Origin of the sequence: Xenorhabdus griffiniae, assembly GCF_015163655.1 — a bacterium.
Classification (GTDB): Bacteria; Pseudomonadota; Gammaproteobacteria; order Enterobacterales; family Enterobacteriaceae; genus Xenorhabdus; species Xenorhabdus griffiniae.
Genome location: NZ_JADEUF010000086.1, coordinates 1 through 16,985, shown reverse-complemented (window position 1 = coordinate 16,985; position 16,985 = coordinate 1). Strand labels below are relative to the sequence as shown.

The 16,985-nt window shown below is 41.9% G+C and carries 12 protein-coding genes and 2 tRNA genes; 9 read left to right on the top strand and 5 right to left on the bottom strand.

Going from position 1 to position 16,985, the window contains the following annotated elements:
- The first annotated feature begins 388 nt into the window (after nt 1-388).
- The 6 genes from IQ211_RS13495 (at nt 389) to IQ211_RS19915 (ending at nt 6,359) form a co-directional block, all read left to right on the top strand.
- Complete coding sequence (locus IQ211_RS13495) at nt 389-1,786, top strand: MFS transporter (protein WP_189759851.1); 1,398 nt, start codon at nt 389-391, stop codon at nt 1,784-1,786.
- Between the two features lie 153 nt (nt 1,787-1,939).
- Nucleotides 1,940-2,956 carry a LacI family DNA-binding transcriptional regulator gene (locus IQ211_RS13490; RefSeq protein WP_189759852.1) on the top strand — a complete coding sequence of 339 codons (1,017 nt, stop codon included), beginning with the start codon at nt 1,940-1,942 and terminating at the stop codon, nt 2,954-2,956.
- Between the two features lie 2 nt (nt 2,957-2,958).
- The gene (locus IQ211_RS13485) at nt 2,959-3,933 is read left to right on the top strand and encodes a nucleoside hydrolase (protein ID WP_189759853.1); all 975 of its coding nucleotides are present in this window, start codon (nt 2,959-2,961) and stop codon (nt 3,931-3,933) included.
- Nucleotides 3,934-4,406: 473 nt separating this feature from the next.
- Nucleotides 4,407-4,760: a DUF805 domain-containing protein gene (locus IQ211_RS13480; RefSeq protein WP_189759854.1), complete on the top strand. Its 354-nt coding sequence runs from the start codon at nt 4,407-4,409 to the stop codon at nt 4,758-4,760.
- A 427-nt stretch (nt 4,761-5,187) separates the two neighbouring features.
- Entirely contained in the window at nt 5,188-5,619 is a 432-nt protein-coding gene (locus IQ211_RS13475; RefSeq protein ID WP_189759855.1) for a carboxymuconolactone decarboxylase family protein, read from the top strand.
- A gap of 536 nt (nt 5,620-6,155) precedes the next feature.
- On the top strand, nt 6,156-6,359 hold the full coding sequence (locus IQ211_RS19915; RefSeq protein WP_262985605.1) for an IS1 family transposase: 204 nt from the start codon (nt 6,156-6,158) through the stop codon (nt 6,357-6,359).
- A gap of 95 nt (nt 6,360-6,454) precedes the next feature.
- Here IQ211_RS19915 and IQ211_RS13465 read toward each other — a convergent pair whose 3' ends face one another.
- From IQ211_RS13465 to rsgA, 4 genes are all read right to left on the bottom strand, one after another.
- A complete protein-coding gene (locus IQ211_RS13465) occupies nt 6,455-6,850 on the bottom strand; it encodes a hypothetical protein (RefSeq protein ID WP_189759856.1) in 396 nt (131 codons plus the stop codon).
- A 2-nt stretch (nt 6,851-6,852) separates the two neighbouring features.
- Entirely contained in the window at nt 6,853-10,197 is a 3,345-nt protein-coding gene (mscM, locus tag IQ211_RS13460) for a miniconductance mechanosensitive channel MscM (RefSeq protein ID WP_189759857.1), read from the bottom strand.
- A 40-nt stretch (nt 10,198-10,237) separates the two neighbouring features.
- Nucleotides 10,238-11,143 (bottom strand): archaetidylserine decarboxylase, encoded by a 906-nt coding sequence (gene asd, locus IQ211_RS13455; RefSeq protein ID WP_189759858.1) that lies wholly within the window; start codon nt 11,141-11,143, stop codon nt 10,238-10,240.
- A gap of 94 nt (nt 11,144-11,237) precedes the next feature.
- Entirely contained in the window at nt 11,238-12,296 is a 1,059-nt protein-coding gene (gene rsgA / locus IQ211_RS13450) for a small ribosomal subunit biogenesis GTPase RsgA (protein ID WP_189759859.1), read from the bottom strand.
- Between the two features lie 123 nt (nt 12,297-12,419).
- Here rsgA and orn point away from each other — a divergent pair, with 123 nt between their 5' ends.
- The 3 genes from orn (at nt 12,420) to IQ211_RS13435 (ending at nt 13,388) form a co-directional block, all read left to right on the top strand.
- The gene (orn, locus tag IQ211_RS13445) at nt 12,420-12,965 is read left to right on the top strand and encodes an oligoribonuclease (protein WP_189759860.1); all 546 of its coding nucleotides are present in this window, start codon (nt 12,420-12,422) and stop codon (nt 12,963-12,965) included.
- 217 nt (nt 12,966-13,182) lie between these two features.
- A tRNA-Gly gene (locus IQ211_RS13440) sits at nt 13,183-13,258 on the top strand.
- A gap of 54 nt (nt 13,259-13,312) precedes the next feature.
- Nucleotides 13,313-13,388 (top strand) — tRNA-Gly (locus IQ211_RS13435).
- A 97-nt stretch (nt 13,389-13,485) separates the two neighbouring features.
- Here IQ211_RS13435 and IQ211_RS13430 read toward each other — a convergent pair.
- Nucleotides 13,486-16,848 carry an indolepyruvate ferredoxin oxidoreductase family protein gene (locus IQ211_RS13430; RefSeq protein ID WP_189761263.1) on the bottom strand — a complete coding sequence of 1,121 codons (3,363 nt, stop codon included), beginning with the start codon at nt 16,846-16,848 and terminating at the stop codon, nt 13,486-13,488.
- Between the last annotated feature and the right edge of the window lie 137 nt (nt 16,849-16,985).

The following is a 16,985-nucleotide window of genomic DNA, read 5'->3' as shown; positions in this document are numbered from 1 at the left end:
TCTAAACACTCAATATATTAATTTCATTGTAATTTGTTTATTTTCATGATGTTAGGTTGTTTTATTTATGGCTATTTCAATTTCATTGTTTTTCATGTTTAACAATTTAAAGTCATAATTTACAGTTGAAAAGATTAGGGTAACATTAATATTTTTTTGTAAAACAAATTTTGATACATGTTTTTGTTTTTTTATGGATTGTGGGTTCTGCATTTTTATCTAATATTTGTGACTGAAATAAAATTATTATGTTTTTACATTTGCAAAATCTACTCGAGTAGATAAGATGTTAAGTAAAAATAATATAAATATAACTATGAAAAAATCTTTTTCCGGTTTATAACATCGAAATTGTTAATTTACTGTTCCAACATTCAGGGAACATCTTATGCAGTTTGCAAATGTAAAGGTGCCCTTAACGGGGGAACGACATACATCCGAAGTATGTTTGGTTACTCGACAAGGGCACAAGGATTTTTATCGCGCCGCTTTCTCTTGTTGGTTGGGTACGGCAATGGAATATGCTGATTTTGCACTTTACGGTTTAGCTGCGGGAATTATCTTTAGTGATGTATTTTTTCCTGATATGACACCAATGGTTGCTTTACTTTCCAGTTTTGCTACCTATTCAGTTGGATTTGTCGCACGGCCTATTGGTGCCTTATTGTTTGGATGGTTGGGAGATCGCAAGGGACGTAAGATTGTCATGGTGACAACCATAATGCTTATGGGGATCTCTACAACATTCATTGGGCTTATTCCGAGTTATGCTCAAATTGGTGTGTGGGCTCCTATTTGTCTCGTTATCTTAAGGTTTACGCAAGGGTTAGGGGCTGGCGCTGAACTTTCCGGTGGTACAGTGATTCTAGGAGAATATGCTCCTCCGAAAAAACGTGGTTTGGTTTCTTCTATTATTGCTCTTGGTTCCAATAGTGGAACATTATTGGCATCACTGATTTGGTTGCTAGTGCTGACAATGGATAAAGAGAGCTTGCTCGATTGGGGATGGCGTATTCCATTTCTGTCTAGTTTATTACTTACAGTAGTTGCCTTATTTATCCGATGGAATATGAATGAGTCTCCAGTATTTCGGCGTTATAAAATGGCTCTGGAATCCCGTAATTCAAAGATATTAAGTGATAAACCTGCAAATAAAATCGAACGAGAGCATCGAAGCTTTTGGAAACGAACAAAAGCGTTCTGGATCATGGTTGGTTTGCGCATCGGAGAAAACGGACCATCCTACCTGGCTCAGGGATTTATCATTGGTTATGTTGCAAAGGTATTAGTAATAGATAAATCTATACCAACAATAGCTGTCTTTATTGCTTCAGCACTAGGTTTTTTGATCATTCCTTTATCGGGTTATTTATCTGACCGTTTTGGGCGCCGAATTGTATATCGTTGGTTTTGTCTATTATTGATCTTATATTCTGTGCCTGCTTTTATCTTACTGGACAGCCGCGAGCCTATCATTGTGATTTCAACAATTGTTGTAGGTATAGGATTGGCTTCTTTGGGGATATTTGGCGTTCAGGCAGCATGGGGAGTAGAGCTGTTTGGAGTGAGAAATCGTTACGCAAAAATGGCCTTTGCAAAAGAATTAGGTTCCATTTTATCTGGGGGTTCTGCGCCATTGGTGGCGTCAGCACTATTGTCTTTTACTGGGCATTGGTGGCCCATCGCATTTTATTTTGCATTTATGGCAGGAATTGGTTTTATAACAACGTTTTTTGCCCCAGAGACACGAGGTAGGGACCTAAATTTACCTGATGATGCTATTTAATACTTCGAAGTATTAACTCACTATCGATAACTTTGGCATGAATTAACATTATTTGATTCGTGCCAAATGTTTATTACATCTCAAAGCATGGTATTTTATTCTCTAAATTATTTAAGTCATAACCTTCTCCTACAAATTAATTAAGTAAATGTCATGAAGTTACATCCTAAACGAGTGACTCGTACCGACGTTGCCAAAGAAGCAGGCACATCTGTAGCTGTAGTCAGTTATGTTGTTAACAATGGTCCCAGGCCTGTTGCAGAAGCGACTCGGCAACGCGTATTGGCAGCTATCCAAAAAACGGGTTATAGGCCAAATGGTATTGCGAAAGCTCTTGTCTCAGGAATGACGCAAACTTATGGTCTTATTGTACCTAATATATCTAATCCTTTTATTTCCTCAATGGCTCATGCATTGCAGCAAGAAGCATTCAAACATGGGCAGATTCTTTTATTAGGAGATTCTGGGGATGACAGAAATCGAGAAAAGGAACTTATCAACAACCTATTGCATCGTCAGGTTGATGGATTGCTATATACCAGCGTCGATCGTCATCCTTATATTGAATTGATTCAAGAAAGTGGAACACCATGTGTCATGTTAGATCGTGTTGATGCGAAGCTCAATGTCAGCGCAATTATTGTAAATGAAAGACTTGCCGCATTTAAGGCCACTCAGCACCTAACTCAGCATGGATATTGTGATATAGCCATCATCTGTGGACCCCGTGATATGTTAAATACACAAGATCGTATCGCTGGTTGGTGTGATGCGTTACAGCAGGCGAACTTGACTGTGCATGACGAGTGGATCTTTTCAACAGATTATACTCGTACAGGAGGTTATGAGGTCACGTTGGAAATGTTAAAAGGAAAACTTCCTCGCGCTTTGTTTGCGACTAATGAGCTACAGGCGTTCGGATGTCTTCGCGCGTTGTCAGAACATGGAATAAAGGTTCCTAATGATATCGCGTTGGTTTGTTTCAATGCTACGCAGCAATCGCGGTTCAACTTTCCTTCTTTGACCGCGGTATGTCAGCCAATTGATAAAATGGCAAAAACGGCTATTGAAATGTTGAAAACATGGAATGGGGAAGCTCTCGAATGTGAATTTGAGTTTGATTTACAGATCGGAGAATCCTGTGGTTGTTCATCTCACGTAAAAGAATAGGTATGCGTTTAATTATTGATTGTGATCCAGGGAATGGTATAGCAGGAGCAAATATTGATGATGGCCTTGCATTAGCTCTTGCCATAGCTGCTCCACAAATTTCTCTTGAATTAATTTCTACTGTATCAGGTAATACGCCTAGTGAAATTGGTTATTCTGTTGCAAAGTCGCTTTTACAGAGATTAGGCGAAAATATCCCTGTGTTACGTGGCGCTTCCCAAGGATTATTGGAGCCGATGAAAGTGTGGCGTGAAAAACTTGATCATAGCGTTGACCAAAATGGTTTGCGTGATTTATGGAAGGAGGTTGTTCCTCCTGAACAATTTCCTTTGGTTACTTCATCAGCAGTACATGGAATTGGTGAACTTGTATGCCAAAATCCCGGTGAGATTACGCTTGTAGCGATTGGTCCTTTAACCAATGTTGCTAATGTGATGCAATTATATCCCAAATTTACTGAATCTATAGCTGAAATTGTCATCATGGGAGGTGTATTTGATGTCCCTGGTTATCAGAAAGATACCAACTTTGGCATTGATCCTGAAGCTGCTCATATCGTGTTGACAAGTGGTGCAAATATTACTTTAGTGCCGATGGACGTGACGACACAAACTCAGATGCTACATTCTGATTTGGATTACTTAGCTACATTTAATAATCCTCTTTGTGAATTTTTAGTCGAAACGATTCGCCCATGGATGAATTATTCCATGAGAACGAGAGGGCTGGCAGGGTGTTGGATTCATGATGCACTGACGGTGGCATGGTTAATTGATAAAACTATTGTCACTAGTACACAAAATTACGTAGATGTTGTTTTAGAGGGAGCAAAGCGTGGTATGACGATTCTTTATGAACCTGAATTATCATTACTGAATGTAAATCCTAATATAAACAGAAAACCGGTAACAATATTGAAAACAGTAGACAGTGCTCGATTTCTATCAATAATTTTCCACTATATTAGGAATTACTGATTTTTTTATTGCTGTATTTATTAACGTAGGTTATTTGTATTTGGTTTAATGCCTTTTGAGTGAGTTTTTAAATAATCTTACATCAAACCAATAAAATGGCAGTTCATTGTACTAAAATGATACTGCCCCTAGATTTATTATTTGATCTGGAACAGTTGTGCTTCTGTGTGATTATTAGCTGAGTAAGTAAATGATAATCTAATTAGGGTTAATCATAAAATAATGTGTCTTATTTTTCCGATAAATTTATGCGTAACTTTGATATGAATTAAAGATATTTATATAGTTCCTGTTTCTAATTTTACTTTTGTAAGGTTTTTTTAAATCACTATCTAATAATAGTATAAATAAGGAAATGTTTATCAACTAGTAATGGACTATGGAAATTAAAAGATAATTAAGTGTAAAATTCATCATCCTTTATAGTTTGTCTGCTTTTCCTTTATATAATTTGATTTAGATGAAGTGATATTATGAATTGGTATCTAAGTGTTTTGAAAAATTATGCTGGATTCTCTGGCCGTGCCCGTCGTAAAGAATATTGGATGTTTTCTTTATTTAACATGATTGTACTCCTGGCCCTTATAGCATTGGCTTCAGTAATTAATGATATTGCTGGTTTGGCATTGTTGGTGATTTATATCATTGTTACTTTTATTCCAAATCTTGCTGTAACAGTACGCCGACTGCACGATGTTAACTGTTCTGGATGGTGGTTTTTATTAGCTTTCGTTCCCGTAGCCAGCATTATTTTATTCGTATTTACTCTGTTGGAAGGTACTCAGGGTGATAATGAGTACGGTGCTGATCCAAAAAGAAAGTATTAATATCTAAAAATATTTAATTTATTATATATAAATCAATTGGTTGTTGTGTTTCTAGTATACGCATTAAACTTCAAGTTGCAATTTACAACACGATATTAAACTTGATTTCTCCCCCGCTTCGCGGGGAGAAATCACACGCATCTTGAAGTTAGATTGGTATATATGCGCATATAAACTTCAAATTGCAATTTACAACACTATATGAAATCTTGATATCTCCCCCGCTTTGCGGGGGAGATATCATACGCATCTTAAAGTTAGATTGGTATATAATTAATGTGGTGAATTATATAGATTTGAATCAATACTCCTTTTATGCCTTTTTAACTTAAATAAAATGATTGTTATGAAAAATAATCCCTTCCTTTGCTTAAAGTAATCATTTTTAATATAGTCTCTTAGGGTATTAATATAAGGAGTATTATTTATGAGTAAATTGCGTCTTGCTTACTACAATTTATCTCCAGAGTTACTACAAGGTTTTCGTGCTGTAAAAGAAGGTCTGGAAAATAGTCCGTTAGGTTTGCAATTGGTTGAATTGATCTATTTGCGAGTATCTCAAATCAATGGTTGTTCTTTCTGCTTAAATAAACACTCTCAAGTTTTGCGCGAAAATCAAGAGACAGAACGTCGGTTAGCTGAATTAGCCGGATGGCGAGTGAGTAGTCAGTTTACTCCTCGTGAAAAAGCGGCGTTGGAGTGGGCCGAAGCGCTTACTCACGTTGTAACAACACATGCAGATGATAATGCTTATTTACCCTTGAAAGATTACTTCACGGATCAGGAAATTTCTGATTTGACCTTTGCGATTGCGCTTATGAATGGGATGAATCGATTAGCAATCGGTATGCGTCATTAATGTTATTTGATTTCATCAAAGTTGTTTTGAGCTAATTAAAAGGAAATTTTTCTTCTGGAAGTTGGGATCACGTCCAGGGCTCCCGCACGAGTTGATTTTTTGTTAAATATATGTTTCAGAATGGATTCAATACACAATATTTAAGCGAATATGACGTAATGTTGGTTCACCTTATTGCTCTATAATTAACCACACAAGGTGTTCTCATCAAGACTTTAGTGTTAATTAATTGTTTGTTTTAACATGCTGATAACTCATGCGGTTGCCCTGGGATCACGTCCCCTCCTTTTAGAAGAAAATTTTATCCAAATAAAAATGATAGATATTCGACATATCGGATTGACATATCCTCGGCTTTATTTAATTTTCTTGCACATTAACCAATAAATTATTAATCCCCCCGATACCACAAAAGCCATTAGTAATGGCGTTTGCTTGGCAAGGCTGGATTCCAGTATTGTACCAAAACAGATATCCGGTCACGTATTCAGCCCGTTGATGGTTGTGTGTAATCACCATTTTTTTGGAAAAATTAAATGACAACAGTTGAAGTAAAATGTCGATTTTGTCAGCAAACGGAATTCGTCAAAAAGCATAGTAAAGGCGATGCTGAGAGGGAGAATTTGACTTTGCGCACTCGAATTAAACGACTCAATCGCAAGACACGGGGTTATTCTAAGTCGCCAGAAATATACGATAAAGTCATCGGCACCTTCATTGAACGTGAATACTATGTTTAATGCCAATCAACGGATTGAATATATGACCATTTTTTTAGGTGGCGTCACTTGGTAAAAAATTCAAGTGACGCCACTCGTTTGTTTAACAAATAGTTCTATATTTTATTGAAAATATAATTATCAGGTGTTATGTCAAAATAGGACGGCATTCCTAATGAACACTCTTCTGCTGATATAATCGATGATGCAATAAAAGTTACTTTTTTCTTTTGATTATTGACGTATGGAATGATGACTTTAATTGTTTGAGTATATAATTGCCCCCAATCTTCAAACTTAATTTCTTTTCTGCCATCCATTAATTTGGTTCTTTCTATTAGAAACGAAGTTGCTTTTAGCTTATCAAGTTGTTTATTTTTCTCAAATGCTGATTCTATCACTTGTTGAGTAGCCCAAGATTCAACTGTGGCGCAGTAATCTAAATCGGCTTTCGTTGAAGAAAAAGCAACATTAGAAGTGAATAATATTGAGATAAAAATATTTTTTTTCATGCTTACAGTTCTCCCGGCCTGCGTGGGGGATTACGGCCCGTGAAGTTAGTTGTAGCACTGCGGATCTCTTGTCCAAAAATATCAACCCGTGCCTGAAATGGTGGGAATGGCAAGGTAATATCATGTTTGCGGAATTCCTGCAAAATATGTTGATGTACTTCATGACGGGCCGGCATACGATGCCCCATCTCTGCAGCATAGGCACGTAGTTCATAAATCTGAATGCCTTGTTGCAAATCCACTAAATACACTTCCGGCATTGGGTTATCTAGAATAAAGGGTGAGCTTTTGGCGGCAGACATCAATATGTCAGTGGCGTTTGCAGAGTCAACATCAGCCGGCACAGGGATTGTCAGGACGATACGCGTGATCGTGTCAGACAGTGACCAGTTGATGAATTGCTCTGTAATAAAGGCCTTGTTGGGAACAATAATCTCTTTTTTGTCCCAGTCAGACAGGGTGGTTGCCCGTGTATTGATCTTCGTGATGCTGCCTGTCAGTCCACGGATGGTCACGGTATCACCAATGCGGATCGGTTTTTCAAATAAGATGATCAGACCAGAAATAATATTGGTGAAAATTTCCTGTAAGCCAAAACCAAGCCCAACCCCCATTGCAGCAATTAGCCATTGTATTTTTGACCATTCAATACCCACCAGAGAAAAACCTACCAAACCACCAATGAGGGTAATGCTATATTTGGTTAGTGTCGTAATGGCATAACCTGTTCCCGGTGTCAGCACTAAATGCTGTAACAGGGCGAGTTCCAGCAGAGCTGGTAAGTTACGGACGAGTTGCGTAGTAATAACAATAACTAAGATTGCAATTAATACGGAACCCAGAGTAATTGGCTGAATGCTATCAACGCCATTGATGGTTGTACTCACGTCCCAAAGGCGGATATTTTCAAGGAAAGAAAAGGCTGAATGTAGTTCAGACCACAATAGAATAAGTGAAACCAGTGCTATCATTGTCAGAATTGAGCGCACCAACCCTAACGACTGGGCACTGATAGCATCCAAATCGATGACTGGCTCTTCAATCTCGATTGATCCCTCTACGCTGCTATTGATATTGCCAGAATCTTCTTCACTTTTGGCGCGCTGGGCCAATATTTCGGCACGGCGTTGTTTTGCCCGCTCAAAAGCGATCTTACGGCGCTGGATTAGCATCCATCGACGTACAATGTGGTAAATGACCAGCAGGAAGAACCAGATAGCGACAGAGGTTTCCAGACGGCCTAATAGCGCTTGTGAGGTTTGCAGATAACCCAGGATTGAAGCGAGTGCCGCTAAGATTGGGGCCGAAAGCAGTATCCACCATAGAACAGAGCTAACAATATTTTCGCCTGAACCATGTTTGTCCATATAGAGTGGAATGCCAGCGCGTTTTAAGCTACTGGTGACCAAACTCAGCGAGATACAGAGCATGATGAAACATAGCCGGCCGAGGGTTGCTATAAAGTCCTGGTCTTTGTAATGATTAAAAGTGATCAATGCCATCATCAGAGGCACGATCAGGAAAATGGAAAGGCGATAGAAACGCATTGCTCGCTTGATGCGTTCTTCCGGCCAGCGAAAATGGGCGATAAATAAACCATTGGGATGGGCAAAGGCCGCACTGAGCATAAAGATCCACAGAACGGGGGTGGTTTCACGGACGCCGTTACCTATTGCGGTCGCCATCGGATACTGCCATGCATTTTGTAACCCATAACCAATGGCTGACCAAAGCATTGGCAACGGTAATGCCGCGACAACAGACCAAAAAACGGTGCGCATAGTCAAAGAGAAATGATCTTGTGTCACTTTTCCGATGCGATTACTCGAACGCTCAAGAAAAGCATGATACTGGCGGTGTGAGCTAACACTAAAAATGACCAGTAATAAAGTACCCAGCAAATAGAGCAGAGTATCTTGTTTGGTTAACATGCTGTGGATGGCGGCACCCAACTGAGAGAATGTGTCCAGAGATAACAGACGCGTCAGATTTTGCACCACCTTCAATGGATAATTGAGCGATATAGGATTGACATCGGCTACCCAGAACAGATAGCGGTGGGTAGCATCCTGAACTTCTTTCAGGGCATCATTTAATTTGTTGGTGATGACCTTGAATTGTGTCAGTTCCAGTATCTCATTGTCATATCCTGATAGCAGGGAATTTAATAGCTCTTTCTTGGTGCGGATAAGTGACTCATAGACCTTTTTTTGCTCTGGCGTCAGAGCGTGATATGAGGGCAATGTTTGTTCAAGAGGCCGTTGCAGCTGTTCCAGCATTTCCTCATATTTCAGTCTTTCGACCCGCAATTCGACAATATCTCTGTCAATTTGCTGGGATTTTGACATATCGGGAATATGGGTAACTCTCGCCCTCAAGGTTTCACCAAGTGCAGTGGAATCGTTTAGCCATTGTGCTTGTTCACGGATAGTATTGAGTGTTTGGAGAACAAAAAGAATTTCGCTATTGGCCTTGCGCTGTTTTGAACCAATGGCTTCCATTCTCTGGGTTTGTTGGTTGAGCATTTGCGACAATTGGCGGTTTTGCTGGAGTTCTTCCTGCAAAAACTTTGGCAGTTTTTCACCACTCTGCTCCGCCAGCATTTCTGTATACTCCAGCGCAGATTCCGTTTTCTGCTGGCGTTGGATATTTAACTGGCTGCGTAATTGCTGGAGTTTAACATCCAGTCGTTGATAACGTTTTTTGTATAATTCTGTGCGTATGCGCGCAATCTCCTGACGATTATTGACAGAAAGTTGAGCCATCTCCAGTTCATCAGCCATAGCCTTACGGGCATTGACTTCTGCTTGCGCCAGCGCCAATTGCGCTTTGGCCAGTGGCGTGGAAGGTGAACCCAGAGACTGGAACCGAGAAGTTGCCTCAGCCAGCAAACGCTTTGCTTCAGCCTGCTGTTGAGGTAATTGACTCATGGAATCACTGATTTCTCGGAGCTTATCCTGTTCGTGCTGTAATTGGCGCCCTTGTTCCTGTAATTCGTTATTTGTCTGGATAATTTGCTGTTCTAAATTGCTGATAGGTTGATTAGCCGGAATGGGGATAGCGGCATTGTCTTCAGCAAGGATTTTTTGGCGTAGTTCTTTGATGATTTTAGGAAATTCATCAATTGCTTGTCGATATTTCTGGGAACGCTCATTGGCGGATTTTGTATCATTAACCCAATTTATTGCCCCTTGAAGTGCATGTGCGATTTCAGAATCTTGTGAGCGTTTACTGCCACCAACCTGCTTCAGTTCTTGTTTTAGTTGGGTTTCATCCAACTGAGGCACAGAAGCAAAAGCCGGACTCGCAATTAATAGGCTGAGAAGTAAACTGATAATCAGGCGCACAATAAGGGGCTCCTTGGTTATAAATTAGCTGATGATATCTTTAATTCATTGATTCATCGTTATTTACTGTGGGTTCTTCTGATGTAACAGTTTGCGCCATCACGTCTCCCATACGGGTTTGGGAACCACTGTATAAGTTGTTGGCAAAATTAATTTGATTAGCCGCAAACAAGTTGATCACGGTTGAACCCAGCTTGAAGCGTCCCATTTCCTCGCCTTTTTTGAGGGAAATGACGCCTTCTTGACCTTCTGTAGGGTAGGTCCAGCGCTTGATGATGCCTTCACGCGGAGGTGTGACACAACCACTCCAGACAGTTTCAATACTGCCAACAATGGTCGCACCAACCAGAATTTGCACCATAGGGCCGAATTTCGTCTCAAATAAACAGATGATGCGTTCATTACGCGCAAATAAATTTGGCACATTGGCTGCCGTCAAGGGATTTACTGAGAACAGATCGCCAGGGACATAGATCATCTCCTTGAGCACGCCATCACATGGCATGTGGACACGGTGATAATCCCTTGGCGATAAGTAAGTCGTGATAAATTGACCATTACGGAACTGTTCGGCCAGTTGATACTGTCCTGCCAGCAATGCTTCTATAGTGTAATAGTGACCTTTGGCCTGAATAATCTGATCCTCGCGGATCGCCCCAAGCTGGCTGACGGTGCCGTCAGCTGGCAGAGCCAATTGGTGGGCTTCATTGGCGATAGGGCGAATGCCTTCTTTAAGGGGGCGGACAAAAAATTCATTGAATGTTGAATAAGCAGTGAATGCAGGATCTTGTGCCTCATTCATATCCACTTTGTAGACCTTTGCGAAAGTCTTGATAGCAAGCTGCGTCAGCCAGCCTGCTTTTTTATTGGCAAACCAACCCGCCAGTTTTGTAATACATTGTTTTGGCAGTAAATATTGTAAGTTAATTTTAAAATTATCCAGCACGTCAACCTCTTGGTTCTTTTCTTGGCAAATTGGACAAAAGTCGACTATTGTACCTGCCATTATTTTTAATGTCAGGGTATCGTTAATTATTGTCTTATTTTTGAGCGTTTGTGAAATTTCGGCGTGGTTTAACCTGTGCCATGCTTTCCAGAATCCGGTGGTAATTTTCGAAACGTTCCTGAGCAATGGTGCCTTGTTCCAATGCTTCCTTTAGGGCACATCCAGGATCGTCCAGATGTTTGCAATCACGGAACTTGCACCCTCCCAGATATTCGCGGAATTCGACAAAACCTTGTGTAACCTGTTCTGGCGTTAGATGCCACAAGCCAAACTCACGGACGCCTGGAGAGTCGATCACATCTCCCCCCAGTGGAAAATGGTAAAGGCGTGCTGTGGTCGTAGTATGCTGACCGAGGCCTGAGTTATCTGAGACATTATTGACCAGAATATCTTCGTTCATGTCGGGCAACAGAGTATTGAGTAAGCTGGATTTCCCGACACCAGATTGGCCAGCAAAGATACTGATTTTGTTAGCCAGCAGTGCGGTCAGTTCAGGGATACCCTCGCCGGTGTAGCTGGAAACCTCCAATACGCGATAGCCGATATGGCGATAGATCTCCATGACTTCGTTAACCCACTCACGGCTTTCGGCATCTAACAGGTCAATTTTATTGAGTACGATCAGCGGCTCGATATTGAGTGTTTCACATGCGACTAAATAGCGATCGATAATATTCAGCGAGAGCTCAGGTAAGACAGCGGAAACTATCACAATTTGGTTAATATTTGATGCGATGGGTTTGATGCCATCATAGTAGTCAGGACGAGTAAGAACGGAAGTGCGCTCATGAACCGCTTCTACGATACCATTTACTTTGACATCAGACTGGAGTTGTAGTGCGGGGCGCCATACAACGCGATCACCCGTGACCAATGAGTGGATTGTTCTGCGGATATTGCAACGCTGTATAGAAGAATCGCCTGCTTCAATATCAGCATGTTGCCCGAATCGGCTGATCACCAACCCTTCTTGTGGCTCACCAAACTGGCTGTCATCCATTTCTGACTGTTGGGCATTGGCCTTATTCAGCTTGCGCTGATGATTCGCTTGCACACGGCGTTGTTGCCCTTTAGAGAGTTTACTTTTAGCCACCGAACCTCACTTATTTTTTGTTTATCTTTCATCTATCTTGCTGATCATCGCTGTGAGTGATCAAAAACGTTATGATACCTCACAGATACAGACTACCTCTTTTGAAGGAAACTAGGATATATCATGTCAAAAAGTGAGAACAATCTTATCTGGATAGATTTAGAGATGACGGGCCTAGATCCCGAGCGCGATCGCATAATTGAAATTGCGACTATTGTCACCGATTCGGAATTGAATATCCTTGCAGAAGGGCCTGTAATTGCGGTTCATCAGCCGGATGCGCAATTGGCATTAATGGATGAATGGAATGTGCGGACGCATACTGCGAGTGGATTAGTCGAACGTGTAAAGCACAGCCAGTTTGGTGATGCGCAAGCTGAAAAAGCAACCATTGCTTTTCTGGAACAATGGGTGCCGGCAGGAAAATCACCTATTTGTGGCAATAGCGTGGGGCAAGATCGTCGTTTCCTGTTTCGCTATATGCCAGAGTTAGAAAAGTATTTTCACTACCGTTACTTGGATGTCAGTACCCTGAAAGAATTGGCCCGTCGTTGGAAACCTGAAATGTTGTCGGGATTTAGTAAGAAAAATACCCATCAGGCCTTGGATGATATTCGGGAATCCATTGCTGAATTGGTGTATTACCGCGAACATTTTATCCAGAAATAAAATGTGATCCAAAAGTAAAGAGCGGCATTTGATATAAAATTTGTACGTAAATTAATCTCTGCATTGGTGGTTAAGCGGATTTTTTGCTGGTTTAATCATCAATCAGAGGGAAAATACAATTTTTTGTGTTGTGGGACTTGCCAGAGAAATAATTTCTCGTATAATGCGCTCCCCGTACCGGTGAAGAATTTCAACCGTACGATATACCAGAATATATGCGGGAATAGCTCAGTTGGTAGAGCACAACCTTGCCAAGGTTGGGGTCGCGAGTTCGAGTCTCGTTTCCCGCTCCAAATTAGAATTTATTCGGGTATGCCAAGTCAGGCTTAATGCAAGCCACACAAAATGCGGGAATAGCTCAGTTGGTAGAGCACAACCTTGCCAAGGTTGGGGTCGCGAGTTCGAGTCTCGTTTCCCGCTCCAGATTCAGGACTGTAGATGTGATAAAAGTCTGCAAGTCATAGAAAAAAGGGCCTGATGGCCCTTTTTTCGTTATAAGAGAATAAATTACCAACTTATTTTATAACGTTTTCAACAACGCTTCTTTACTTTCCAACATGCGTTTCATCGCTTTTTGTTTCACATGACCAAAACCACGTACTTGATCAGGCAGTTCGGCGAGTTGCAGGCAAGTTGCCAGATTATTGCGTTCCATTTTTTCGATTAAAAAATCAATTAATCGCTCATACTCAAGTAGCAAATTTCTTTCCTGTTTACGCTCTTCTTGATAGCCAAAAATATCGAAAACAGTACCGCGTAGTGATTTACACGCGGCAAGAAAGCGCAATACAGGAACGATCCACGCACCATATTCTTTTTTTCCACGTTGGCCTGTACGGGGATCTTTGCGATTAAAGAGAGGAAGGCTAAGGTGAAAACGGATGGTCTCTGTATTATCAAATTGCGAGCGGAGCTTATCGAAAAAACCGGTTTTAACGTAGAGTCGGGCGACTTCATATTCATCTTTATACGCCATTAACTTGAATAAGTTTTTCGCAACGGATTGAGTAATTTCTTCTGCGTCGATCTGCTGAGCCACCATTTGAACCTGGGCAATACGGCTGAGATAACGCATCGCATATCTTTCATTTTGATAATCAACCAGCAATTGATACCGATGCATGATGAGATCGTCCAGACTTTTTATATTTTCTTGCGGCATAATATTAAGGTGTTTTTGCAGTATTTCGGGTTGTACTGCCGCGATGCGACCTATACAGAAAGCTCGTCGGGCATTATCCGCTGAGGCCCCTAGTTCTTGCATGGCATTGTTGATAGCAGATAGCGTGATTGGCAGTTTGCCGAGCTGCCAGGCATAACCCATTAATATGATATTGATTTGGTCTTTGTCACCGACCAGATGAGCCGCCATTATTTCTGCATCAATGGAGAGTAATGTCTGTGTATGTTGATTCAGGATATCTAACATTTTAGGGTGATCCAAATCCAGCATAGGGGAGCGAAGCATCGTACCGATTTGGGTTTCATGAGTGTTCAGTATGCATTTTGTTGATCCCCTTGACATCACTTCCAGTGCGTTTTGCCCGGTGGCAGCCACTAAATCAGCGGCGATAACCAGATTAGCACGTCCGCGATCAATCCTGACTTGGTGCAGTGTATCCTTGTTATGGCATAGCCGAACATGGGTTATAGCTTCCCCGCCTTTTTGCGCAAATCCGGTAAAATTGAGCAGGCTCACAAAGCAGTTATCTAAGTGTGCAGCATTTGCCAGTAGGTGCCCTGCGGTGACGATACCTGTACCACCGATACCGACTAATAGGATTTCATAAGGTGTTTTAGCAGAAGCCAGTGTTGGCTGAGGTAGTTTGTGGATAATTTTATCTAGCTCAGTCTGTGTGATGATCTTACTGAGATCTGCACGTGGGTTGGCATTTTCGACAGTGATAAAGCTGGGGCAGAACCCTTTCAGACAGGACAGATCTGTGTTGCAGACGTGTTGGTCTATCTTGCGTTTAGTGCCTAAAGGCGTTTTGACTGGAATGACGGCGAGGCAATTTGATTGTATTTGACAGTCGCCACATCCCTCACAGACCAATTCATTGATGACGGCACGCCGTGTCACTTTTGGCGCTAACCCCCGTTTCCTTTTACGACGGAGTTCTGTGGCACAGGCTTGATCGTAGATAAGTACCGTTACGCCAACGATATCTCGAAGACGTTTCTGTACATCTTCCAGATAATCTCGTTCATAGATCTTTACCTCGGCAGGAAGGCGGTTTTTGTATTTATCCATGTCATCCGTCACGACAACCACTTCTTTCACACCTTCAGCAATCATTAAAGAAACAATTTGCGATAGGGTGATATTCCCATCCAGCGGTTGCCCACCTGTCATTGCCACAGCATCATTGAACAGCAATTTGTAAGTAATGTGGCTTCCTGCGGCGACTGATTGGCGAATGGCTAAGTGACCAGAATGGAAATAGGTGCCATCGCCCAGATTTTGAAAGACATGGGAGCGATTGACAAATGGGGAGTGTCCTATCCAGTCGACGCCTTCTCCCCCCATTGGTAAGAGGCCGTTTCCGGTATTGCGATCCATCCACGTAGCCATAACATGGCATCCAATACCAGGCTGAGCTTGGCTACCGTCCGGCAAGCGAGTTGACGTGCTATGAGGGCATCCGGCGCAAAAATACGGTGTGCGTTTAGGTAAGGTTGTATCGTGCTGAATGGTAGTCGTTGACCATTCGGGTGGCACGGAGAGAAATAAATTGAATTGTTGTAACCATCCAGAAAGTGGGGCGGCAAGGCGTGAAGGGCGTAGTTCAACATCAGTAGGTAATAACCTCTGACCAAGCTGGTTATGCTTACCTATCAGATTGGTCATTTTCTGTAACTTAACTAATTGATGAGCCAGCAGCATCTCAACGATGGCGGCTTTTTCTTCAATAATAAAAATATGACTGACTTGGGTAGCAAGTTCGCTGAGAAGTGGTGATAAAGGATAAACTAAACGGACATGGAGAAAAGCGACGCCTTGTTGGGCCAAATCAGAAGGTGTAAGGCCTCCGATACGCAGGGCTTCCATAACATCCTTATGGGCCTTGCCAACCGTTACCAATAAAGCATGTGGCTGTTCACAGGGAGCGAGCAGATAATCAATGGGGTTTAGTTTAGCGAACTCTTCGACGGCTTTTAGTTTATAGGCCAGGCGCTTTTCAATTTGTGGGCCTGGGAGATCCGGCCAGCGCCAATGCAACCCATCGGGGCCAGAATCAACGTGGGGAATTTTATAATCAGGGAATGGTTTGCTTTCTCTGACAGCGCCGCTTTCCACAACTTCACTGATTGCTTTAAAGCCAACCCATGCACCGCTGACGCGTGATGCCGCCCAGCCCCATAAACCGACACTCATATAATCGGCAACTGATGCTGGATGCAAAACAGGCATACTCCATGCCATCATCGCGAGATCAGATTGGTGAGACATGGAAGAAGAGACACAACCGTGATCGTCGCCGACGATAACCAGTACACCACCGGTTGGTGAAGAGCCGTAGGCATTGCCATGTTTAAGTGCATCACCGGAACGATCGACACCTGGCCCTTTGCCGTACCACATACCAAAAACGCCGTTAACCTGTCGGTCTGGATCTGTTTCGACTTTTTGTGTACCTATCAGCGCATCGGCTGCGAGATCTTCATTAACGGCTGGTTGGAAACGAATGTTAGCTTGGATAAGTGCTTTGCTGTGTTGCCATAATGTTTGATCTAAGCGGGCTAAAGGAGAGCCACGATAACCTGAAACGAACCCCGCTGTGTTGAGATTGTGGATTTCATCCAACTCAGCTTGAGCGAGTAGAAGGTCAACCAGCGCCTCATTACCCGTGACAAATTTAGATTGATAATATCGAGCCATGTTCCTGACCCTCTCTTAAGAGAATAATTAACGCGATGCTCAACTTTAACACCCAATAACGAGCGTTTGTTGAAGCCAGTCGCGTTGTTTTTTACCTTGTTTAAAGTTGGCAAAAATACCCAATGTGTGAGAAAGCA